Here is a 23,414-nt window from a genome sequence, read left to right on the forward strand (position 1 = left end):
CGGCGGCGCCGGATCGCCCGATTGGCGACCTGTCTGTGGATCAGAAGCGCTCGCGGTAGTCGCGCGGGTTGGTGCCGAGCACGCGTAGAAAGCCGCGCCGCATCGTTTCCTCGGAGCCGAAGCCGCAGCGTCGCGCCGTCTGGCGGACCGTCTGCCCCCGTTCCAGCATCCGCCGCGCCGCCTCGATCCGGATCTCCTCGATGGCGCGGGCAGGCGTGCGCCCTGTTGCCTCCTGATAGTGCCGCGAGAAACTGCGCCGGCTCATATTGGCGTGCTCGGCCAAGTGCTCCAGCGAAAGGTCGCCGCTCAGATTGTCCAGGATCCAGCCATGCAGCCGATCGAAGCGCCCGTCGCCTTCCTGCAGCTTGAGGGTCTGGCTGAACTGCGCCTGGCCGCCGGGGCGTTTCAGGAAGACGACCAGCTCGCGCGCCACCGCCAGCGCCATGCGCCGGCCAAGGTCGGCCTCGACGAAGGAAAGCAAGGTCGATGCCCGCCGTCACACCCGCGGAGGTCCACACATTGCCGTCGCGAATGAAGATCGGGTCGGGTTCGAGCCGGACCGCTGGGAAGCGCTTGGCGAACTCCGTGCAGCGTCCCCAATGGGTAACCGCACGGCGGCCGTCGAGCAGGCCGGCCTGCGCCAGCAGCATGGCGCCGCTGCAGACGGAGGCAGTGCGCGTGGCATCGCGCGAGCGGCCGACGATCCACTGCGCCAGCTCAGGGTCTTCACAGGCCGCGTTGACGCCCCATCCGCCAGGCACGATCAGCGTGTCGATAGCGAGCCCGTGCGCCGGCAGCGCTGCTGCCTCCAGCACGAGACCCGACGATGTCCTGACACGCGGCGAAGCGGCGACGACCACGACCTCATAGGCCGGCGCTTCGCCAGCCTGCGTCCTGAAGTCGTTGGCGCTGGCGAACACCTGAAGCGGTCCGCTGACATCGAGGAGCTGGATGTCGGGATAAGCGAGGATTTCGATACGGCGCATGGGTTTGGCCTGAAACGAGGGCTGAATGGCAATCGTGCCAAAGCATGATGGCGTAGGCTGCCAGAAGTCAACCCAAGGAGATTCCCATGTCGCTTCGTTTCGGCATCCTCGTATTTCCCAACGTCCAGCAGCTCGACCTCACCGGGCCTTATGAGGTCATGGCAACGGTCAAGGGCGCCGAGGTGGAATTGATCTGGAAGGATCGCAATCCGGTGACGTCGTCGACGCGTCTTTCCCTCACGCCGACAGCGACCTTCGACGATTGTCCGCCTCTCGACGTGCTGTGCATTCCAGGCGGTGGCGGCGTCAACGCGCTGCTGGAGGACAAGGCGGTTCTCGACTTCGTCTGGGAGCGTGCGGCACAGGCACGCTACATCACCTCGGTGTGCAGCGGCGCCTTGGTGCTCGGCGCGGCCGGGCTGCTCAAGGGCAAGCGGGCGACCACGCACTGGTATGCGCATGATTTTTTGGAGGAGTTCGGCGCGATCCCTGTCGATGCGCGGGTCGTCGAGGATGGCAAGCTGATCACCGCCGGCGGCGTCACCTCGGGCATCGATTTCGGCCTGGCGCTCGTCGCAAGGCTGCTCGGCCAGGCCGAAGCGGAAATCGTGCAGCTCTCGCTCGAATATGCGCCGGCGCCTCCCTTCCGCTCCGGCACGCCCGCCGAGGCTTCGCCTTCTGTCCTGGCGGAGGCAAAGCAGCGGCTTTCTAGTTCGAGGCGGGTGCGCGAGGAAATGTTCGCGCGCTGGCGCCAGGAGGGCGCAGCCACGCCGGCGCGCATCCGCGCCTGAAACGACAGAGCCGGATGGCAGTTGTCCACGCAGTTCGGCTCCGCCTCGTTTCGACTGTTGACACGTCCCCTGTGCTGTGCAGAAATTGGTTGGACCATTGAACCACTTTAGGCGCGACCGGCGTGACCGATTTCCTGCCCCCCATCCAGACGACGGCCCGCGATGACGCGGTGCTGAAGGCGTTGGCGGGGTTCGTTCGGCAAGAGGCCTTGGGCCCCGGTGAAAAACTGCCGACCGAGCGCATCCTCGCCGAACGTCTCAAGGTCAGCCGCAACACGGTTCGCGAGGCCCTGACCCGCTGGGAGGGGCTCGGCCTCGTCGAGCGGCGGCAGGGCTCGGGCACCTATCTCAAGGCCGCCGTCTCGCCCGACATGCTGCACATGCCGCTGACATTGGCCGGCGGCAACGACTTCGCCGGGCTGATGTCCACGCTGGAGATCCGCCGCGCGCTGGAGGCGGAGGCCGCGGCCCTTTGCGCCATTCGTGCCGGCAAGGCCGAGATCGCCCAGATCGAGCGCAAGCTCGACATCATGGAAGAGGCCTTCCGGACCCGCGCCGGCATGTCCTCGGACGAGGATTGGGAATTCCACCAGGCGGTCTTCCGGGCCTCGGGCAACCCGCTGTTCGAGCAGATCATCGCCGCCATGTACGAGATGTTCCACCGCTTCTGGGAACATCCGCTCGGCGTGCGCGATTTCGGCCACGCCAGCTTCCCCTACCACCGCACCATCTTCGACCGCATCGCAGCACGTGACCCCGACGGCGCTCGCGCCGAGGCGCTGAAGCTGATCGCCACCGTCGAGGACGATCTGAAGCGCGGTGCCGCCAACCTCAAACTTTCGGACCGCAGATGAACGAGCAGCCAAACACTTTCGATCCGGCCTCCCTGGCCAGCGACTATCTCGGCGAGGCGGCGACGCTTCTGGCGCATGACGAGCCGTTTCCCGGCGGCGCGGTGGTGCCGCCGATCTACCAGACGTCGCTGTTCACCTTCACCAACTACGCCGACATGGCCGACACTTTTGCCGGCAGAAGAAAGCAGCCGATCTATTCGCGCGGCGACAATCCGACGGTGATGGAATTCGAAAAGCGTGTGGCGGCGCTCGAAGGCGCCGAAGCCGCGCGCGGCTTCTCCAGCGGCATGGCGGCGATCAGCGCCACCGTGCTCGCCTTCGTCGGCGCCGGCGAGCGCATGGTCGCCGTGCGCAACTGCTATGGCGACGCCTATCGGCTGTTCGAGCGCCTGTTCCCGCGGTTGCACATCAAGGTCGACTATGTCGACGGCGCCGATCCTGATGCGGTCGCCGCGGCACTTCCCGGCGCCAAGCTGCTCTACCTCGAAAGCCCGACCTCGATGATGTTCGAGTTGCAGGACCTGGAGCATCTGACGCGGCTGGCGAAGGAACAGGGCATCGTCACCACCATCGACAATTCCTGGGCCACCCCCGTCTTCCAGAAGCCGATCTCGCACGGCGTCGACCTAGTGCTGCATTCGGCTTCCAAATATCTGAGCGGCCACAGCGACACCGTCGCTGGCGTGGTGGCGGGCTCGGCTGCCCACATCAAGCACATCAACGAGCAGACCTATTCCCAGCTTGGCGGCAAGCTGTCGCCCTTCGAAGGCTGGCTCTTGCTGCGCGGCCTGCGCACGCTACCGCTGCGCCTGCCGCATCACATGAAGAGCGGGCTCATCATCGCCGAGCGGCTCAAGGCGCATGGCAAGGTCGAGCGGGTCAACCACCCCGCCTATTCCAACCACCCCGGCAAGAAGACTTTAGCCGGCTATGCCGGGCTGTTCTCCTTCGAGGTCACCGAGGATGTCGACATTCCGGCTTTCGTCGATGCACTGAAATTCTTCCGCATCGGCGTCAGCTGGGGCGGCCATGAAAGCCTGGTCGTGCCGGCAAAAGCCTCGCTCGAGCAGACGCCGGGCATCAATTCGATGGCGCGCTTCGGCGTCAGCCCCCGAACCATCCGCTTCAATGTCGGATTGGAAAATGTCGAGGACCTCTGGGCCGACATAGCCCAGGCCTTCGACAAGTCAAAAAAATAACGGATCGAAAATGGGAGTCCTGAACATGAAAAGACTGACCTTCATGCTCGCCGCCGTCGCCGGCCTGGCGATTTCCGCCAGCGGCGCGCTGGCCGACACCACCATCAAGCTGGTCGAGGTCATCACCAGCCCGCCGCGCACCGAATTCCTGAAGAAGCAGATCGCGGAATTCGAGACCGCCAATCCGGGCATCAAGGTGGAGGTGGTCTCGCTGCCCTGGGGTCAGGCCTTCGAGAAGTTCCTCACCATGGTGCAGGCCGGCGACACGCCCGACGTCGTCGAGATGCCGGAACGCTGGATGGGCCTCTACGCCAACAATGGTCAGCTCGAGGATCTCGGTCCCTTCATGGCCAAATGGGACGACGCCAAGACGCTCGGCGACCGCGCCAAGCAGTTCGGCTCGACCGTCAACAACACGCAGTTCATGATCCCCTACGGCTACTACGTGAACGCGCTGTTCTGGAACAAGAGGCTGTTCAAGGAAGCCGGCCTCGACGGCCCGCCGGCGACCCTCGATGAGTTTGTCGCGGATTCCAAGAAGATCTCGGCCATTCCCGGCAAATACGGCTACTGCCTGCGCGGCGGGCCCGGCGCCTTCAACGGCATGCACATGTTCATGAACATCGCCGCCGGCAAGGGTGGCTATTTCAACGAAGACGGCACCTCGACCATCAACGACGAAGGCTCGGTCAAGGGCCTGCAGATGCTGGCCGACATGTACAAGAACGGCCTGGCGCCGAAGGACGCCGTGAGCTGGGGCTTCAACGAAACGGTGACCGGCTTCTATTCCGGCACCTGCGCCATGCTCAACCAGGATCCGGACGCGCTGCTCGGCATCGCCGACAAGATGAGCGCCGACGACTTCGCCGTGGCGCCGTTGCCGGTCGGCCCGAGTGGCAAATCCTATCCGACGCTGGGCTATGCCGGCTGGGCGATGTTCGCCAACTCCCAGCACAAGGACGAGGCCTGGAAGCTGATGGCGACGCTGCTGTCGCCGAAGGACAATCTGGAATGGGCCAAGGAAGTCGGCGTCGTGCCGATCCACAACGGCGCAGACCAGGACGCCCATTTCAAGACCGAGCAGTTCAAGGGCTGGTTCACCGAGCTCAGCGACAGCTCCAAATATGAAATGGTGACGCCGCCGACCCATCTCGAAAACCTCGGCAACTTCGTCGACCAGGTGGCGATCAAGAATTTCCAGGAAGTTCTGCTCGGCCAGAAGCCGGCCAAGCAGGTGGCCGACGAATGGGCGGCGTTCCTGACCAAGGAACAGCAGGACTGGCTGGCCAAGAACAAGAAGTGACCTTCTTTCCTTCTCCCCGTTTGACGGCGAGAAGGTGTCACGCGATGCATGTCGCCAAAAGTGCGAAGCGGTTTTGGGACAACGACATGCACGGAAATGCCCGGATGAGGGGCAGCGCCAAGTTCTGCGAGCATAGCGCTGCCCCTCATCTGCCTGCCGGCATCCTCTCCCCGTGAGCGGGGAGAAGGAGGCTGCCGTCCCCGGCACCAACCCTCCAACGCGAGCACCGTATGACCTACGCAGTGTCCGAAGTCCGATCCGTCGCCCGGCCGCGCAAGCAGCGGCTGACAAAGGCCGCGATCGAGCCATGGCTCTATCTTTCGCCGGCTATCGTCCTGCTGGTCCTGGTGCTTCTGGTGCCGCTGATCATCGGCATCAGCTATTCCTTCCGCAAATTCTCGGCCTTCAAGTCGCAATATGTCGGCCTTGCCCAGTACCAGGCGATGTTTTCGGACCAGGTGCTCGGCCAGGCGCTGATCAACACGCTGTGGTGGACGGTCGCCAGCCTGTTCTTTCAGTTCTTCCTTGGCCTCGGCCTTGCGCTGCTTCTCGACAAGCCGTTCTACGGCCGCAAGGTCGTGCAGGCGGTGGTGTTCCTGCCCTGGGCGGTGCCGTCCTTCCTCTCGGGTCTCACCTGGGCCTGGCTGTTCAACCCGATCATCGGGCCGCTGCCGCACTGGCTGTTCGCGCTGGGCCTGAAGGCTGAGCCGACCAATGTGCTTTCCGATCCCGCCACCGCAATGTGGGGACCGATCGTCGCCAACATCTGGTTCGGCATCCCCTTCTTCGCCATCACGCTGCTCGCCGCGCTGAAGTCGATCCCGTCCGAACTGCATGAGGCGGCGGCCATCGACGGCGCCTCGCCCTGGCAGCGCTTCACCAAGGTGACGCTGCCCTTCCTGGCACCGACCATTGTCATCACGGTCATGCTGCGCACCATCTGGATCGCCACTTTCGCCGACCTGATCTTCGTCATGACCGAGGGCGGGCCGGCCGGCTCGACCAGCACGGTGCCGGTCTACATCTATGTCAGTGCCTTCAAATCGCTGGACAAAGGCTATGCGTCGGCGGTGGCGGTGCTGCTTCTGGTGCTGCTCATCGCCTATGCCATCGGGCTGATCGCCATCCGCCGCACGCTGGTGAGGCACGTCTGATGATCGCCGGTCGCTCCAACTCCTCGCGCATTTTCGGCGGCATCGGCCTCTACGCGGCAATAGCCGCTTACGTGATCTTCGCGCTGTTCCCGATCTTCTGGACCCTGAAGATCTCGGTGACGCCCGAGCGCCTCCTCTACTCCGAAGGCATCACCTTCTGGCCGTCGCAGACGACGCTCAAGAATTTTGCCACGGTGCTCGAAGCCTCCGACTTTCCGCGCTATTTCCTCAACAGCGTCATCGTCTCGGTGTCGACGGCGGCGTTCGTCACGATCATCGCCACGCTCGCCGGCTACGCCATGTCGCGCTTCACCTTTCGCGGCAAGGCGACGCTGGCGATCCTGTTGCTGCTGACCCAGACCTTCCCGCTGGTCATGGTCATCCCGCCGATCTACCGCATCATGGGCGATCTCGGCCTGACCAACAGCCTGATCGGGCTGATCATCATCTACACCGCCTTCAACACCGCCTTCGCCACCTTTCTCATGCAGTCCTTCTTCGACGGCATCCCGAAGGACCTGGAGGAGGCGGCGATGATCGACGGCTGCACGCGGGCGCAGGCGATGCGTCGAGTGATCGTGCCGCTGACCTTGCCCGGCATGGGCGCGACGCTAGGCTTCGTCTTCACCGCCGCCTGGAGCGAATTGCTGTTCGCGCTGATGCTGATCTCCAGCGACGAGCAGAAGACCTTTGCCGTCGGCCTGCTCACTTTCATTGGCAAGTTCGCCGTCGACTGGGGGCAGATGATGGCAGCGTCCATCCTGGCACTGATCCCGGTCTGCGTCTTCTTCGCCTTCCTGCAACGCTATCTCGTCACCGGCCTCACCGCCGGCGCGGTCAAAGGATAAAAGATGGCTTCCGTCACGCTGCAAAACGTCGAGAAGGATTACGGCGCGCTGCGCATCCTGCACGGCGTCGATCTGGAAATCGCCGACGGCGAATTCGTCGTGCTGGTCGGCCCTTCGGGCTGCGGCAAGTCCACGCTCTTGCGCATGATCGCCGGCCTCGAAGAGGTCACCGGCGGCGAGATCCATATCGGCGAGCGCCTGGTCAACGACGTCGCGCCGAAGGACCGCGACATCGCCATGGTGTTCCAGTCCTATGCGCTCTACCCGCATATGGATGTCTCCTCGAACATGGGCTTCAGCCTGCTGTTGAAGAAGGCCGAGAAGACGGCGATCGACGACAGGGTGGGCGCCGCCGCCAAGCGGCTCGGCCTCGACCCCTATCTCGGCCGCCTGCCGCGCCAGCTTTCCGGTGGCCAGCGCCAGCGCGTCGCCATGGGCCGCGCCATCGTGCGCGACCCGAAGGTGTTCCTGTTCGACGAGCCGCTCTCCAACCTCGACGCCAAATTGCGCGTCCATATGCGCGCCGAGATCAAGGCGCTGCACCAGCAGCTCAAGACCACTTCGGTCTATGTCACCCACGACCAGGTCGAGGCGATGACCATGGCCGACCGCATCGTCGTCATGCATGACGGTTACGTGCAGCAGGTCGGCCGTCCGCTCGAACTCTACGACCGGCCGGCCAACACCTTCGTCGCCGGCTTCATCGGCTCGCCAGGCATGAATTTCTTGCCGGCTAAGGTGGCCAAGGGCGGCAAGGTCGACGCCGTGCTCGCCGACGGCCAGAAGCTGCGATTGCCGGATGGCCTGCCACTGAGCGATGGCGATGCGCTGACCATCGGTCTTAGGCCCGAGCACATCAAGCTGGTCGACGATGGCGCGCTCAAGGCCAAGGTCGAGGTGGTCGAGCCGCTCGGCCTGTCGACGCAGTTCTATGTCAGGCTGGCCAACCAGCAGATCTGCGTCTTCGTCATGGGCCGCAGTGACGTGAGGCCGGGCGACACCATCCGCCTCGCCGCCGATCCGGCGGCGCTGCATCTCTTCGATCCGAAGAGCGGAAACCGGATCGGCTAGGGCGTCGATGCAGGCCGGAGGACCGTAGGCTAAAATCGTCCCTGTTGATTCGTCTCGACAGGAAATCGCATGAGCAAGGCTCTCGGCACATTCGCACTGGTCACGGTTTTGAGCGCCTTGCTGATGGCGCTGTCACTGGCCGTGGCGAGGCACGGTTATCCCTATGGCGCGTATGGCGTGAAGCGTCTCGACGGCATCGCCGACGCCGGCTCCTTCCTGGCGATCGCCGCCGTGTATTTCTTTGGCGCGACGCTGATGATGATCCTGCCGATCCGCGCCGCCGGCATCGTGCTGACCCATGCCGCCGACGCGATCTTCTGGGCGACGCTCATGCTGTTTTCGACCATCGTCGGCTCGCTGCTCGCCAGATGGGCCTTCGGCCAGCATGAGGTGCTTTGGGCGCTTTTCAACTGGCGTTTCCTGTTCGTCGCGGCGATCGTGGCGGCACACCTCACCATGAACGATCTTCGCCGCAATATCCTGCTCAGAAGCCTGTTCTTCGTCGTCTTCGGCGCGGTCACGCTCGCCTGCCTGTTCTGGTCGTTCTCGACCTGACGCGATCCGGCTTCAGAGCAATTCCAGGAAAAGTGTGGGCGGTTTTCCGTCCGGAATTGCGTCAAACAAGGAGATAGAGCGGTTCGCCGTTTCCCTGAAACGGTGAACGCTCTAGGTTTAAGATCGCGGGTAGACCTCCTCCCGGACAATGACTATATCATTTGTCTGACAATTGACCCGGCCGATGGCCGCCGCGACCAAAATTCAAGGAACCAAGATGACCGTGCACCGCAAGAACCTGATCGATGGCGAGTGGCTTGGCGAGGCCGGCTCGCGCAACATCAACCCGTCGAACACCAACGATGTCGTCGGCGAATATGCTTCGGCCGGGCCGGAGCAGGCCAAGCAGGCCATCGCGGCGGCCAAGGCGGCCTTTCCGGCCTGGTCGCGCTCCGGGCCGCTGGCCCGCCACGCGGTGCTGAAGAAAACCTCCGACGAGATCATGGCGCGCAAGGACGAGATCGGCCGCTCGCTCGCCCGCGAGGAAGGCAAGACGCTGGCCGAGGGCGTCGGCGAGACGATCCGCGCCGCGCAGCTCTTCGATTTCTTCGCCGGCGAGACGCTGCGCCTGTCGGGCGAGATGGTGCCGAGCGTTCGGCCGGGCGTCGGCGTCGAGATGACCCGCGAGGGCGTCGGCGTCGTCGGCATCATCACGCCGTGGAATTTCCCGATCGCCATCCCCGCCTGGAAGATCGCGCCGGCGCTCGCTTACGGCAACACCATCGTCTTCAAGCCGGCCGAGCTCGTTCCCGAAAGCGCCTGGACCATCGTCGATATCCTGCACCGCGCCGGCCTGCCCAAGGGCGTGCTCAACCTCGTCATGGGCAAGGGCTCGGTGGTCGGCCAGGCGATGCTCGACAGCCCCGACGTCAACGCCATCTCCTTCACCGGTTCGGTCGGCACGGGCAAGCGCGTCGCCGCCGCCAGCGTCGAGCACATGCGCAAGTTCCAGCTCGAAATGGGCGGCAAGAACCCGCTCGTCGTGCTCGATGACGCCGATCTGGCCGTCGCCGTCGATTGCGCCGTCAACGGCGCCTATTTCTCGACCGGACAGCGCTGCACCGCGTCCTCGCGTCTCATCGTCACCGACGGCATCCACGACCGTTTCGTCGACGCCATGAAGGAGCGCCTGGACAAGCTCGTCATCGGCGACGCGCTCGACGCCAAGACCCAGATCGGCCCGGTCGTCGACCAGACGCAGCTCAAGCAGGACGAGGACTATATCGCCATCGGCCGCCAGGAGGGCGCCGAGCTCGCCTTCGGCGGCGACCGGCTGGAGCGCGGCACGCCAGGCTTCTATCTGCAGCCGGCGTTGTTTGTCGGCTCGAACAATGCGATGCGCATTTCGCGCGAGGAGATCTTTGGCCCGGTCGCCAACGTCATCCGCGTCAAGGACTATGACGAGGCGCTCAGCGTCGCCAACGACACGCCGTTCGGCCTCACCTCCGGCATCTGCACGACCAGCCTGAAGCATGCGACGCATTTCAAGCGCAATTCCGAAGCCGGCATGGTCATGGTCAACCTGCCGACTGCGGGCGTCGATTTTCATGTGCCGTTCGGTGGCCGCAAGGGCTCGAGCTACGGTCCGCGCGAGCAGGGCCGCTACGCCATGGAGTTCTACACCACGGTGAAGACCGCCTATACATTCGCCGGCTGATCAAGTTCGGGGGAGATCGATGAGCGTGGCCGACATGATATGGCTCAACCCGCCGCCGCACCACACGGTCGGCGACGGCGCGCTCACCTGTCGGACGGGCAAGGAGACCGATTTTTGGCGCGAGACCTTCTATGGTTTCTGGCGCGACAACGGCCATTTCCTCTACCGTCCCGTCGAAGGTGACTTCAGCGCCGAGGTCACCGTCAAGGGCGACTACAAGGTGCTCTACGATCAGGCCGGGCTGATGCTTCGCCTCAGCGAAACGCACTGGATCAAGGCCGGCATCGAATACACCGACGGCCTGGCTTACTTCTCCGTCGTCGTCACCAACGACACCTCCGACTGGTCGCTGGTCGCCATCGCCGCCGGCAAGGACGGCGTCAGGATCCGCCTGACCCGTCACGCCGAGGCGATCCGCATCCAGTATCTGGACGCCTCGGATGGCCACTGGAAGCCGGTGCGGCTGGCCTACTTTCCGATCTCGAAATCGGTCGATGTCGGCATGATGTGCTGCTCGCCGCAGCGCGAAGGTTTTGAGGTGACATTTTCCGGCTTCACGATCGGGCCGGCGATTTCACGGGACCTGCACGACTGAACCCGGCAAAGGCGCTGTTCTTTCGCAATTGCGGGGAAAGGCGTAAGACGGCGCGTCGCCTGATCCGAAGGACCCGATGCCGTCAAATGCTCCGCTGATCCTCTTCTGGACGCGCTGGTTCAATCGACCCGTCGACATCGCGGCCATAGCGCAATGCGCCGTTCCAGTCGAATGGACCAACGACCGGCGCCGGCTTGCCGAGGCCGATGCGGTGGTTTTCCATCTGCCGAATTATCGCGAGATCGGCGACGCTCGCAAATATCCCGGCCAGCTCTGGGTCGCCTGGTCGATGGAGAGCGTCGTCAACTATCCTATGATGGCCGATGCGGCTTTCATGCGGCACTTCGACATCACCATGACCTATGAAACGGGAACGGACATCTGGACGCCTTATCTGCCGGATGCGGACTGGTGGGAAGCGGCGCGGCGTGCGCCGATGCCGCTCAAGTACGAGAGCGCGCCGGCGGTGCATTTCCAGTCGTCGAGCTTCAACAAGAGCGGTCGCGACACATTCATTACCGAACTGTCCCGGCACATCGCGGTCGATTGCTACGGCCGATATCGGCCCAACCGCGAAATCGCGAGCCCCGACCTCGGCCGTCAGACCAAGCTCGAAACCATAGGCCGATACCCTTTCTGCCTTGCGCTGGAGAACTCCATCGCGCCGGACTACGTCACCGAGAAGATGTTCGATCCGCTCGCCGCCGGCACGGTGCCCGTCTATCTCGGCGCGCCCAACGCCGCGGCGTTCGTCCCGGACGGCTCCTATATCGACGCCGCGTCCTTCGGTACGTCGGCCGAGCTCGCCGCTTATCTCCGCTATCTGGCCGAGACGCCGCAAGCATATGAGGCCTATTTCGATTGGCGCTCGAAACCGCTGCCGGAACGTCTGACAAGACAATTGGAACTCACCGCCAGCCGGCCAGAAAACCGTCTCGCCGAATTGGTGCGGCAACGCCTGTCTCTCCGCGCCGGCCCGCCAACGGGGCGGCCTTATTTGCCATTGGGCTTTAAGAGGTTCCTGTCGACGCGGTTACGCCGTTTGTCTGGAAAGTTTCACGAACGCTGATTGCCGCGGGCTAGCTCTGGCGTCATCGGCCGGTAGCGTCCAGCCCCAGGCCATGGCGCACCGCGTCACGGATCGCTTGCGGCCCGAACCGGGACCAGACCGTGTCATGGGCGCAGGCGCGCAAGCCGGCCATGCGGTCGGGATCGGAGCAAAGTTCGATGGCAAGTTCCGCAAGGCCCTCGTCGGTATCGGACAAAAGCAAGTCCTGGCCGTCGGTGAGGTCGAGCCCCTCCGCCGCCAGCGGTGTCGCGATCACCGGGACGCCGTAAGCCATCGCCTCGAGGATCTTGACGCGCGTGCCTCCCCCCATCCGCAGTGGGACGATGCAGAGATGGGCGGCCGACAACAGGAGGCCCACATCGTGCGGATCGGCAACCAATGTGACGCCGTCACGCGTCGGCAGGGCGCGCGCGGCCGCATTGGGCGACCGCCCGGCCAGGATCAGCCTTGCCCTCGGCAGGGCGTGCCGGATGCGCGGCAGGATGGCGCCGGCCAGCCGCTCGGCCGCGTCGACATTCGGTCCGTAGCCGAGATGGCCGACAAAGAGGATCACCGGAAATCCATCGGACAGACCGGGCGACGCCGGAAGCGTCCGGGGCAGAGCTTCGGCCCGTGGAATGCCATTCGGCACCACATCGACCCGCACCGTATTCGCAGCGATGGTCTTGAACCGCTCCCGGTCCGTCCTCGAACAGACCCAGATGCGGTCGGCGATTTCAGCTGCCTTCCGTTCCAGCCGTCTTATGTCCGGCGAGATGGCAAGCCGGTCGTTGCCAGGCAGCATCTGGACGGCAAGATCGGACTCGACATTTTGCATGTCGAGAATGAGCTGTCCGGTCAGCGGCCGCAAAGGCCGCAACAGTTTGAACAATGGAATGCTTTCGACCACGATCGTGTCCGGGCGGAACGCGCGCACCAGGGCCTCGAGGCGCGCCAACGCAAGTCGCGGAATCCGGACCTCGCCCTTGATCCTGCCCCAGCCCAGTGAACGCGAGCGCTTGTCCGAGCCCGTGGTCAGGCAGGCCATGCGGATGCCGTGCGGGCGTTCCGGGCCTGCCGGAGGCCGCACAGAGGCAAGGCAGACGGGTCCGAATTCCGCCGCCGCCGCCGCATTGCCGAAGGTCCTGAGGTCGGCGCCGGAGACGGGCGGGTAGGCCGGGTCGACGCTGATGATCAATGTGCGCCGAGGCGCCGCCGGATCTGGTAAGGAGGGCCTGCTCTTCGCCAATTGCCCGATACCGATCCTGGCTCGATATTGCAGCGCTTTCCATCTCCGGCCGAGCTCCTTGTGCGTCTTGACAGCGCGCATCATGCCGGCCGCATCCGCGAACATCCCGTGCTTGATGAGCTGACGGGCAATGCGCTGCGCTATCCAGGCCTTTCGCCATTGCAGGGCTTCCCGACCGACGCCGGCGGCCGCGAGGCCGTTGAGCTCGCGCGCTATGGCGAGGAACGTCTTGCGCGGCGCCGTGATGAAGCGCCGCGCCATCCGTTCCTCGTCATGGTGGTAGAAGAGCACCGGCGTGTCGATCGTGACGGCATCGGTGCGCGCGAGCACCGAGGCCCAGTAGCAGGTGTCCTCGTCGAGGCCGATCGTTTCCGGAAAGCGAATGCCGGCTGTCGCCCAATTGGCCACCAGCGCGCTTCCCATGGCGATCGGCCAGAGCTCGTTGCGCAGATACCGGCTTGTGTTCAAGCGCCTGTCCGGACCGTAGCCATGCGGCGTCTTGACCTTGTCCGGCCGGCCTTTCGTGCGCCTGATGCTTGCGCCGATCGCCAGCCCGGCGCCGCTCCCGGCAAGGGCGGATCTAAGCGCCGACAGGCTTCCGGGTATCGCCGCATCGTCGGCATCGAGAAAGAAGATGAAATCGCCCCTGGCCCGGGAGATCCCCGCATTGCGCGCCGCGCCCGCGCTGCCCAGTCGTGTGCTTACCACGCCCATGGGCAGGCCGAGGCGTCGGGCGGTCTGCAAGGCGATGTCCGCCGTGCCATCATCCGATCCGTCGTCGATCAGCAAAATCTCGCGGATAAGCGGCTTGTCGGATAGAAGGCTGCCCAGCGCCGTCTCGATCGTTGCAGCCGCATTTCTTGCCGGGATAACGACGCTGATAACCGCTGAGCCGTTCATTGCCGTTCGAAGAAGCCACGCTTGAGCAGGCGGTTGTAGCAATACTTGAGCAGCGACACCGGGCGCAGCGAAAGACTGCCAAGACCATCGACGACCCGCGGCTCGATATCGAACGGCGACTGGCCTTTGACCCAGCTGTAGGAGGAACCGTCCCTGAGCACTGAAGGGGAGCCGACCACATAGCCGCCGAGCGCCTTGACGTGACCGACCCGGCGCAAGCCGAAATGGAGGCTGGAGGAGACCATCGGCTCGCGTGTCCTCAGATAGACGTGAAACCCGCTTGGCGACCTTGCTATCGGCGTCGCGTTCGCGATCGCCTTGTGATCGGCCAGCCAGGCCTGGTAGCCGACGGCGTCGTCGAAATCGAGGATCATCAGGTTGGAAAACCCTCCCAATATGCCGACATTGCCGGCAAAGTCGCGGAACCAGCGCGCGGTGTCGCCGTTCGTCGGCGGCTTCTGCGCCAATTGGAAGGTGATGGAGGTGAAGGCCAGCTCCTTCAGATCCTTGCGCAACGTCCGCAGGTGCAGCGGGTCATACTCCATCGCTGCAAGGTCGAGGTGCTTGCCGCCGGCACGAAGCGGCAAGCAGATATAGCCGCGCTCGAGCAGGCTTATGGCATATTCGGTCAGTCCCCCGGGCTGCATTCGCCAGTACCCCACGGAATTTCCTGCTCGATCCTTTTTGCCGGCGCTATTCTCGTCAAGCACTGGATGGAGAACTGCGCCGGTTGTTCATCACGTTACTGCGATCTATGCAGGCAGAATACGCGCCCTGATCGCATCGTCGAAGCACCGCTGCTGGCTACACCTCCATCCGGTGATGGAAGAATTGCAGGAAGAGTTCGCGCTCGGTGGTGATGTCGAGCTTCTCGTAAATGCGGCGGCGGTGGTTCTTCGCCGTGCCGACGGTGATGCCGAGCCGCTCGGCAATGTTGGCGGTCGGATGCCCCGCGAGGATAAGCTGCACCAATTCGCGCTCGCGCGCTGAAAGCTCGGGCCAGAGGCCTTCCGGAATGCTCGGCTTCTGCTGCGGCGAGGCGCCGGGACCGCTCGGCGCCGAAGTGCGGGAAAAGTCTGAGCCGCGCGCCTTGATGTCGAGCGCATGCAGCGCTTCGAACACCGGCAGCCGCTCGGTCAGCAGCGCGATCTCGCTGTCCTTGAACGACACCGTCGAGCGGTCGAGGAAGATGCCGAGGCACCAGTCGCCGCCGTCGGCCAGCATGATGCCGACCTCGTCGCAAATCTCCGATTGCGCCAGGAAGCCGGCTATGTATTGGCCGCGCTTGGCTTCCTCGTCGGCAAGCCCTTTGAGCGGCATGATGCCGAGGCGCCGTTCGCGTCGCCAGGATGCGTAGAAGGGATCGAAGACGTAATAGTTGTCGAGGTAGCGCCGCACCATCTCGTCGGAGAAGCGCCGGTGCTTGACGAATTCCGGCGTCCTGGTCGCCGAATAGCGCGTCACCGTCACCAGGTCATGCGCGATGTCGGCGCCGATCAGGTCGATCAGGCAGTCGACATGCCGGTCGGTGCCGGTGGCGGCGATCGCCTTGGCCAGCGGCGCCCAGATATTGCCCATGCGCATGCCCTTTTCTCGGCGAACCGCGCCGCGCGGTCATTGTGTCTTTAGGCATATGGCGCGATCCGGCTTCGGGAATCTAGCCTGTGGTCATTCTCGATAAGGGAAGGCGACCCGTGAACCAGATCACTACCAACCCAATCGTCATCGGCATCGACGCCGGCGGCACCATGACCGACACGATCCTTGTCGATCAGGACGGCCACTTCAAGATCGGCAAATCGGCGACCACGCCGAAGAACGAGGCCGAAGGCTTCCTCGCTTCAGCGGAGGACGCGGCCGATGCCTGGGGCATCTCGCTGCAGGACCTGTTCTCGGGCGTCAATGTGGTGCTCTATTCCGGCACCGGCATGCTCAACACGCTGTTGTCGCGCACCGGCCGCAAGCTAGGGCTGATCACCACCAAGGGCCTCGAGGACATGATCCTGATGGGCCGCGGTCTGCAGGCCTGGGCCGACTATTCCTATGCCGACCGCCTGCATGCGGTGACCCACCATCATCCCGATCCGCTGGTGCCGCGCCGCCGCACCTATGGCGTCACCGAACGCATCGACCAGTTCGGCGACGTCATCTTGCCGCTCTACGAGCACGAGGCGCATGCGGCAGCGAAGAAGCTCATCGCCGACAAGGTCGAGGCGATCTGCATCATGACCGTCTTCTCGCATGTCAATCCGGCGCATGAGAAACGCATCGCCGAGATCTGCCGCGAGGAGATCGCTGCTGCCGGCGCCGACATCCTGGTCTACACCAGCCATGAGGTGCGTCCGGTCATCCGCGAGCAGTCGCGGCTGAATTCGGTGCTGATCGAAGCCTACGCCACCTCGCGCGGCCGCAAGCAGCTCAAGGGCATCGAGGACGTCTCGAAGAAATACGGCTTCAAATATGGCGTGCAGACGCTGCTTTCCTTCGGCGGCCTGACCTCGATCAACCACCCGCGCCTGCACGAGACGATGATCTCCGGGCCGATCGGCGGCATCCTGGGTGCTGCCTATGTCGGCAAGCTGATCGGCAACGACTCGCTGATCTGCTCGGATATGGGTGGCACCTCCTTCGACATGGGCGTCATCACGCGCGGCCAGACGCGGATCGAGAACGAGCCGCTGATGGACCGTTTCAAGCTCAACGTGCCGACGCTGCATCTCGACACAATCGGCGCCGGCGCCGGCATGATCCTCAAGGTCGACCCGCTGACCAGAAAGGTCTCGCTCGGACCGGAAAGCGCCGGCTCCGATCCTGGCCCGATCTGCTTCGCCAAGGGCGGCACTGAGCCCACCATCGCCGACTGCGACGCCATCCTCGGCCGGCTGAACCCGCATTACTTCCTCGGCGGCAAGGTCGTGCTGCAGGTCGAGAAAGCTCGGAAGGCCTTCGAGGAGAAATGCTCGCGCCTGCTCGGCGTCGGCGTCGAGGAAGCGGCCGAAGGCATGATCGAGATGCTCGAGGCCGACGCCAACAATGCGCTGCGCCGCGTCATCTCCGGTCAGGGAATCCACCCCTCGGAATTCACGCTGCTCTCCTATGGCGGCTCCGGGCCGCTGCATCTGGCCGGCTGCTCCAGGGGCATCGGCTTCAAGGACATCATCACCTTCCAGTTCGCCGCCGCCTTCTCGGCCTTCGGCTGCACCACCGCCGATTTCATGCGCCGCCACTCGGTGTCGACGCAGATCGACATCGGCGCGCGCGCCAGCGATGACGAGCTGCAGGCTTTCGGCGCGAAGGTCACAGCTGTCTGGGACGATCTCACCAGGGCAGCGGTCGACGAAATGATCGCCGACGGCCATGGCCGCGACAAGATCAAGACCGTGCCGTTCCTGATGATGCGCTACACCGGCCAGCTCGAGGACGTCGAGGTGATCGCGCCGCTGTCGGCGATCAAATCGGCTGACGACATGCGCAAGGTCATCGCCGAGTTCGAGGCGGTCTATGCCAAGGTCAACCACCGCGTCTCGCGCTATGGCGAGGCCGGCTTCTCGATCACCGAGCTCGGGCTGATCGCCACCGCCGACAAGGTCAAGCCGACGCTGGTCAAGCGTCCGCTGGGCAAGTCCGATCCGGCATCCGCCCACAAGGGCGTGCGCGAAGCCTATATCGGTGGCCGCTGGCACAAGGCTAATCTCTACGAGATGGACCTGCTCCAGCCCGGCCATGAGGTCATCGGCCCGGCCATCATCGAACACCCGGCGACGACCCTCGTCGTCCATCCGCAGGACCGCGTCCATGTCGATGAATGGACGCTGCTGCACTACACCCACGCTTGAGAAGGGCGAACGCCATGCTGGACAAACCCGCCTCTGCGCTGCGCATCCGCGAGCGGCTGATCGAATCCGAACGGCTGATGGAAGAGACCGGCTGCTATGACGGCATCACGGAACTCCATTTGCGCAACCAGGACCCGCTGAAATTCGAGACGCTGCACACCAAGCTGCGCGCCTATTGCGTCTCGGCCCGCGAGATGGCGCGCCGCATCTCCGCCTCGCCCGGCGTGCGCGAGGTCGGCGAGATGGTCGTCGCCATCTACACGCCGGAAGGCGACGCCATCGCGCTCTCCAACGGTATCATGGTGCATGTGCACACGATGAGCCGCTTCATCAAATGGATGATCCGCAACGGCTACGAGGAAAACCCGCGAATCCGCGACGGCGACATCTTCGCCAATAACGACGCCTTCATAGGCACCGTGCAGGTGCCCGACGTGATGGACGTCGTACCGATCTTCCATTCGGGCAAGCTGGTCGGTTGGGCCGGCGCCGTCTGTCACGAGCTTGAGGCCGGCGGCATCACACCCGGCGGCGACGTCGCACTTGCACAGGAACGCTTCACCGAAGGCCTGTTCGTCTGCGCCGAGAAGGTCGGCGAGAACGATGAGCTCAGGCGCGACTACGTCATCCGCTGCGAGCGCAATCTCAGGATGCCGATCTACTGGGTGCTCGACGAGAAGGCCAAGGTCGCCTCCTGTATCGACATGCGCGAAAGCGTCAAGGCGCTCATCGACGAGATCGGCCTCGACTACTGGATGCAGGTGTCGAAGGAGTTCATCGAGGAAGGGCGCCGCGCCCAGCTTGCCCGTACCCGCCAGCTCACCGTGCCCGGCATCTATCGTGGCCACACCTTCTATGGCCATGTCACCGCCGGCAAGCCAGGCTACCAGCCGCTCGGCGATCCCGACTGGCTCTACAACATGCCGATCGAGATGGAGATTAGGTCCGACGGCAAGATCATCATGGATTTCGAGGGCACGCAGCCCTGGGGCTACCATTCGATGAACTGCACGCCGGCCGGCATGGATGGCGGCATGTTCGTGACGCTGACCCAGCACATGAACTTCGAGGGCCTGGTCAATGACGGCGCCTGGATGGCGACCGAATTGAAGCTGCCGCACGGCACCTGGACCAATCCCGACAACGAGATGGTGGCGACCGCCACATCCTGGGCGCTTCTCCTGCCGGCTTACGGCGTCTTCCAGCGGCTCTTGTCGCGCTCCTTCATCGCGCGTGGCTTCGTCGAGGAAGCGTTCGTCGGCCAGGTCAACAGCCCGATGATCGAGATGGGAGGCACCAGCCAGTACGGCACGCCGTTCGGCATGGCGCATTTCGAATGCGCCGCCGCCGGCTCGGGCGCGCTGGCGATCAAGGACGGCCTCGACACCGCCTATGTCGGCTGGAACCCGGAATCCGACATGGGCAATATCGAGATCTGGGAACAGAACATGCCGATGCTCTATATAGGCCGTTCCATCGTTCCCAACTCGGGCGGCGCCGGCAAATATCGCGGCGGCTGTTCCTTCCTGTCGACTTGGCTGGTCTCGAAGACCGATCATCTCAGGTTGGTGACGTCGGAGCACTCCTCCCGCGTCTTCGACAATGGCGGTCTCTGCGGCGGCTATCCGGCGCCGACCTGCCAGAAGCACCGCGCGGTGCGCGACTCGAACATCTTCGAGCTTGCCGAAAAGGGCGCGCCGCTGGCGCATCACACCGGCACCAACCCATACCGCTCGGAGCTGGAGGTGCGGCTGGAAGGCCAGCATGTGACGATGGAAGGGCCCTATATCACCGCGCCGCACAAGACAGGCGACGTCTTCACCCACTCCTACAATGGCGGCGGCGGCTACGGCGACGTGCTGGAGCGGGACCCGGTCAAGACCGCCTGGGATGTCGAGAACGGCTTCCTCACGAGGCAAGCGGCAGAAGGCATCTTCGGCATCGTGCTCGACGAGGACGAGGAAGGTTTTCCGGTCGCCAATCTGGACGCCACCAAGCGCCATCGCGCCGACATGCGGGCAAAGCGCCTGGCCCGCGCGAAGCCGGTTTCGGAGTGGGTCGCCAAGGAGCGCGAACGGGTGAAAGCCGCCGACTTCGCGCCCGAGGTGAAGAAGATGTATGCCAGCGCGATCAAGCTTTCGTCGCGCTTCACCAAGGACTTTTCGAGTTTCTGGGATGTCGATGCCAAGTCGACCTTCGGCGTGGAGTAAGGACCATGACCTCATACAGCAAGGAAGTCATCGCCGACCTGGTTGCCGGCACGCTGCCCTGGCCGCAGACGCGCCGCATCATGAGCGCCTACAAGGACGACGATCGTTTCTTCAAATATGTCGCGGTGCTGCAGGACCGAGTCGGCTGGAAGGACCCGATCCTGCTCCCCGTGGGCGACCATCTCTTCATCTGCCAGAGCGGCGAGGAACGGGTGACGAAATGCGAATGCGGTCATTCCTTCGGCGACTACCGCAAGAACTGGAAGCTGAACGCTTCAATCATCGTGCGCGACAGCGAGGAAACGCTGCGCGAGATCTACCCCAACAGCGACCTGCCGGATCCGGACTGGATGGAAATCCGCGAGTTCATCTGCCCGGAATGCGGCACGCTACACGAAGTCGAGGCGGCCGCGCCGGGCTACCCGATCGTGCATGATTTCGAGCCGGACCTCGAAGGATTTTACCGCGACTGGCTGGGTAAACCGCTGGAGCCGGCTAACAAGGGAGGTTGACGCCGAGAATGGGCCGCGTCGCAGGCAAGGTAGCGCTCGTGACCGGGGCCGGTCTCGGCCTCGGGCGGGCGTCATCGCTTCTGCTGGCGGCGGAAGGCGCCAGGCTTGTCGTCAGCGACATCGAAGAAGGCCTCGCCGGCAATACGGCGGCGGAGATCGTCAAGGCGGGCGGCGAGACATTGGCGCTTCGCCACGACGTCTCGAAGCCCGAGGACTGGCCGGCCGTCATGGAGGCGGTCGAGCAGCGCTTCGGGCGGCTCGACGTGCTGGTCAACAATGCCGGTATCGCTATCGCCAAAAACGTCGAGGACACGACGCTCGCCGAATGGCGGCGCACCATGGCGATCAATCTCGACGGCGTCTTCCTCGGCTGCCAGGAAGGCATCAAGCTGATGAAGAAATCCGGCGGCGGATCGATCATCAACCTTTCCTCCATCGACGGCATCATCGGCGAGGCAGAGCTTGCCGCCTACTGTGCCTCCAAGGGTGGCGTGCGCACCTTGACCAAGGCGGTCGCCGTGCATTGCGCCGAGCAGCGCTACGGCATCCGCTGCAACTCCATCCATCCGGGCTATATCTGGACGCCGCAGACCGAGAACTACCTGCGTGATCTGGGCAAGCTCGAGCAGGAGAAAGCCAAGGCGCTTTCCCGCCACCCGATAGGCTTCCTCGGCGAGCCGAACGACATCGCCTACATGGTTCTCTACCTCGCCTCGGATGAATCGAAATTCGTCACCGGCTCCGAAATGGTCGTCGATGGAGGCTATCTTGCAGTGTGAACACGGAGTGCGTTCGCGATGACCAACCTCACCAGCCGCAGCGCCATCGTCACCGGTGGCTTTTCCGGCATGGGTTTCGCCATCGCCACGGCGCTCGCCAAGGCCGGCGCCAACGTTGCCGTCGGCTCCTATGTGGCCTCGCCGCAGGCGGGCAGGGTCGACGCCGCCTATTATCCCGGCGCGGACGAGATCGAGCGCGTGCGCTCGGCGCTGGCCGCACATGGCACCAAGGTGCATGCCGCCCATCTCGACGTGCGCGACAGCGCGCTCACCAACCTCTTCTTCGCGCAAGCCCAGGCGGCCGTCGGCCAGGCAGACATCCTGGTCAACGCCGCCGGCACCACGGCCGAGCAGCCGGTCTGCGGTCATTCCGACGAACTCTGGGACAAGATCGTCGACACCAATCTCACTGGCGCCTTCCGCACCACGCGCGCGGTGCTGCCGGGCATGATCGAGCGCGGCTGGGGCCGCATCGTCAACATCGGCTCGACGGCCGCTTCCGTCGGCTGGAAGGACAATCCGGCCTACTGCGCTTCCAAGGCCGGGCTGCTCGGCCTGACGCGCTGCGTGGCGCTCGAAGGTGCTGCGCATGGCGTCACCTGCGTCATGATCAGCCCGACCTGGGTCGAGACCGAACTGATGCGCCGCAATGTGGCGCAGGTCGTCGAGCGCGAAGGCAAGGGCCGCAGCGCCGAGGAACTGATGGACGAGTTCAGGAAAGGCAATCCCCAGGGGCGCATGATGCAGCCGGAGGAGATCGCCGCGCTCGCGGTGTTCCTCTGCTCGGATCTCGCCAAGGGGATCACCATGGAAAATATCCAGATCACCGGCGGCGCCTTGTGGTAGCGTCGGTCGGGGTGATGGATCCCGGTCTCGTGGGAGGGGCCGGCATAAACAGAAGGACCATCAACCAACAGGGGAACTGACATGAAGATAGGAAATGCCTTGCAAGGGGCCGGAATTGGCCTGGCGCTGATGCTTGCCGCAACGACGGCCGGGCAAAGCGCCGATCTCGGCGCCAAGGACGAGCCGATCAAGCTGGCGATGCTGGAATGGACCGGCGCGCACGTCTCCACCCACATCGCCGGCCAGATTCTCGAGAAGCTCGGCTACAAGGTCGAATACGTCACCGCCGGCAACTTCCCGCAATTCTCAGGGCTCGCCGACGGCTCGCTCAGCGCCTCGGTGGAGATCTGGTTGAACAATGTCGGCGACATCTATCCGAAGGTGCTGGCTGCCAAGCAGATCGAGGACATCGGCAAGCTCGACCTGAAGACCCAGGAAGGCTGGATCTACCCGAAATTCATGGAAAAGGTTTGTCCCGGCCTGCCGGACTGGACTGCGCTGAGCAAGCCCGAATGCGTGCAGGCGCTGTCGACGCCCGAGACGGCGCCCAATGGCCGCTTCCTCGACTACCCGTCCGACTGGGGCTCGCGAGCGGCGACCATCCTTGCCGACAACAGCATGCCCTACACCGCTGTGCCGTCGGGGTCGGAAGGCGCGCTGGTCGCGGAGCTCGAAGCAGCAGAAGCGGCCAAGACGCCGCTGATCATGATGTTCTGGGGTCCGCATTACGCGCTGGCCGAGAACGATGTCGGCTGGGTGACGATGCCGCCCTGCAAGGAGCAGACCAACGAGCACTGCATCACGCCGCCCGATGTTGACAAGATCGTCTGGTCCGGCTTCGGCGCCAAATGGCCGGCGGCCTACACCTTCCTGAAGGCCTTCAAGATGGACGCGACCGAGCAGCAGAAGCTGATGCTGGCGGTTGACAAGCAGGGCAAGGACCTCGACGCCGTCGTCAAGGAATGGATCGACAAGAACGAGGCGGTGTGGAAACCTTGGCTGGATGGCGCCAAGGGATAAT

Annotated in this window: 20 protein-coding genes and 1 pseudogene; 17 read left to right on the top strand and 4 right to left on the bottom strand. The window is 64.2% G+C overall.

Annotated elements, in window-relative coordinates; translation table 11 throughout:
• Positions 1-40: 40 nt before the first annotated feature.
• Positions 41-986: pseudogene (locus tag LB572_RS10025) on the bottom strand (GlxA family transcriptional regulator).
• Positions 987-1,072: 86 nt separating this feature from the next.
• Between LB572_RS10025 and LB572_RS10030 the strand changes: the two are divergent.
• The 11 genes from LB572_RS10030 (at position 1,073) to LB572_RS10080 (ending at position 12,082) form a co-directional block, all read left to right on the top strand.
• Positions 1,073-1,777: a DJ-1/PfpI family protein gene (locus tag LB572_RS10030; protein ID WP_224667616.1), complete on the top strand. Its 705-nt coding sequence runs from the start codon at positions 1,073-1,075 to the stop codon at positions 1,775-1,777.
• Between the two features lie 122 nt (positions 1,778-1,899).
• Positions 1,900-2,631 (top strand): FadR/GntR family transcriptional regulator, encoded by a 732-nt coding sequence (locus LB572_RS10035; RefSeq protein WP_140802367.1) that lies wholly within the window; start codon positions 1,900-1,902, stop codon positions 2,629-2,631.
• Positions 2,628-3,830, top strand: a complete 1,203-nt coding sequence (locus tag LB572_RS10040) for a PLP-dependent transferase (RefSeq protein WP_224667617.1) — start codon at positions 2,628-2,630, stop codon at positions 3,828-3,830. The genes LB572_RS10035 and LB572_RS10040 overlap by 4 nt, the downstream gene beginning before the upstream one ends.
• Positions 3,831-3,855: 25 nt before the next feature.
• The gene (locus tag LB572_RS10045; RefSeq protein ID WP_224667618.1) at positions 3,856-5,133 is read left to right on the top strand and encodes an ABC transporter substrate-binding protein; all 1,278 of its coding nucleotides are present in this window, start codon (positions 3,856-3,858) and stop codon (positions 5,131-5,133) included.
• Between the two features lie 230 nt (positions 5,134-5,363).
• Positions 5,364-6,287 carry a carbohydrate ABC transporter permease gene (locus tag LB572_RS10050; RefSeq protein WP_140802370.1) on the top strand — a complete coding sequence of 308 codons (924 nt, stop codon included), beginning with the start codon at positions 5,364-5,366 and terminating at the stop codon, positions 6,285-6,287.
• Positions 6,287-7,135, top strand: a complete 849-nt coding sequence (locus LB572_RS10055) for a carbohydrate ABC transporter permease (RefSeq protein ID WP_140802371.1) — start codon at positions 6,287-6,289, stop codon at positions 7,133-7,135. The genes LB572_RS10050 and LB572_RS10055 overlap by 1 nt, the downstream gene beginning before the upstream one ends.
• A gap of 3 nt (positions 7,136-7,138) precedes the next feature.
• Complete coding sequence (locus LB572_RS10060) at positions 7,139-8,206, top strand: ABC transporter ATP-binding protein (RefSeq protein WP_140802372.1); 1,068 nt, start codon at positions 7,139-7,141, stop codon at positions 8,204-8,206.
• A 69-nt stretch (positions 8,207-8,275) separates the two neighbouring features.
• Positions 8,276-8,761: a hypothetical protein gene (locus tag LB572_RS10065; protein ID WP_140802373.1), complete on the top strand. Its 486-nt coding sequence runs from the start codon at positions 8,276-8,278 to the stop codon at positions 8,759-8,761.
• A gap of 217 nt (positions 8,762-8,978) precedes the next feature.
• Entirely contained in the window at positions 8,979-10,418 is a 1,440-nt protein-coding gene (locus LB572_RS10070; protein ID WP_140802374.1) for an aldehyde dehydrogenase family protein, read from the top strand.
• Between the two features lie 19 nt (positions 10,419-10,437).
• Positions 10,438-11,013 carry a DUF1349 domain-containing protein gene (locus tag LB572_RS10075; protein ID WP_140802375.1) on the top strand — a complete coding sequence of 192 codons (576 nt, stop codon included), beginning with the start codon at positions 10,438-10,440 and terminating at the stop codon, positions 11,011-11,013.
• Positions 11,014-11,089: 76 nt separating this feature from the next.
• A complete protein-coding gene (locus LB572_RS10080; protein WP_224667619.1) occupies positions 11,090-12,082 on the top strand; it encodes a glycosyltransferase family 10 fucosyltransferase in 993 nt (330 codons plus the stop codon).
• 22 nt (positions 12,083-12,104) lie between these two features.
• Here the strand turns inward: LB572_RS10080 and LB572_RS10085 are convergent, their stop codons facing one another.
• The 3 genes from LB572_RS10085 to LB572_RS10095 all read right to left on the bottom strand — a co-directional run bounded on the left by LB572_RS10085 (position 12,105) and on the right by LB572_RS10095 (position 15,794).
• Positions 12,105-14,210, bottom strand: a complete 2,106-nt coding sequence (locus LB572_RS10085) for a glycosyltransferase (RefSeq protein WP_224667620.1) — start codon at positions 14,208-14,210, stop codon at positions 12,105-12,107.
• Entirely contained in the window at positions 14,207-14,872 is a 666-nt protein-coding gene (locus tag LB572_RS10090) for a bifunctional DNA primase/polymerase (protein ID WP_224667621.1), read from the bottom strand. Before LB572_RS10090 ends, LB572_RS10085 begins: the two co-directional genes overlap by 4 nt.
• Positions 14,873-15,014: 142 nt before the next feature.
• Positions 15,015-15,794, bottom strand: a complete 780-nt coding sequence (locus tag LB572_RS10095) for a helix-turn-helix domain-containing protein (protein ID WP_224667622.1) — start codon at positions 15,792-15,794, stop codon at positions 15,015-15,017.
• A 110-nt stretch (positions 15,795-15,904) separates the two neighbouring features.
• Between LB572_RS10095 and LB572_RS10100 the strand changes: the two genes are divergently transcribed.
• The 6 genes from LB572_RS10100 (at position 15,905) to LB572_RS10125 (ending at position 23,413) form a co-directional block, all read left to right on the top strand.
• Positions 15,905-18,046 carry a hydantoinase/oxoprolinase family protein gene (locus LB572_RS10100; RefSeq protein WP_224667623.1) on the top strand — a complete coding sequence of 714 codons (2,142 nt, stop codon included), beginning with the start codon at positions 15,905-15,907 and terminating at the stop codon, positions 18,044-18,046.
• Between the two features lie 14 nt (positions 18,047-18,060).
• On the top strand, positions 18,061-20,256 hold the full coding sequence (locus LB572_RS10105) for a hydantoinase B/oxoprolinase family protein (RefSeq protein ID WP_224667624.1): 2,196 nt from the start codon (positions 18,061-18,063) through the stop codon (positions 20,254-20,256).
• A 5-nt stretch (positions 20,257-20,261) separates the two neighbouring features.
• Positions 20,262-20,768 carry an acetone carboxylase subunit gamma gene (locus tag LB572_RS10110; RefSeq protein WP_224667625.1) on the top strand — a complete coding sequence of 169 codons (507 nt, stop codon included), beginning with the start codon at positions 20,262-20,264 and terminating at the stop codon, positions 20,766-20,768.
• Between the two features lie 8 nt (positions 20,769-20,776).
• Complete coding sequence (locus tag LB572_RS10115) at positions 20,777-21,547, top strand: glucose 1-dehydrogenase (protein WP_140801979.1); 771 nt, start codon at positions 20,777-20,779, stop codon at positions 21,545-21,547.
• Positions 21,548-21,565: 18 nt separating this feature from the next.
• On the top strand, positions 21,566-22,393 hold the full coding sequence (locus LB572_RS10120) for an SDR family NAD(P)-dependent oxidoreductase (protein WP_224667626.1): 828 nt from the start codon (positions 21,566-21,568) through the stop codon (positions 22,391-22,393).
• 81 nt (positions 22,394-22,474) lie between these two features.
• The gene (locus tag LB572_RS10125) at positions 22,475-23,413 is read left to right on the top strand and encodes an ABC transporter substrate-binding protein (RefSeq protein WP_224667627.1); all 939 of its coding nucleotides are present in this window, start codon (positions 22,475-22,477) and stop codon (positions 23,411-23,413) included.
• Position 23,414 lies beyond the last annotated feature (1 nt).

It is taken from the genome of Mesorhizobium sp. BH1-1-5 (genome assembly GCF_020165615.1).
Taxonomy (GTDB): domain Bacteria; phylum Pseudomonadota; class Alphaproteobacteria; order Rhizobiales; family Rhizobiaceae; genus Mesorhizobium.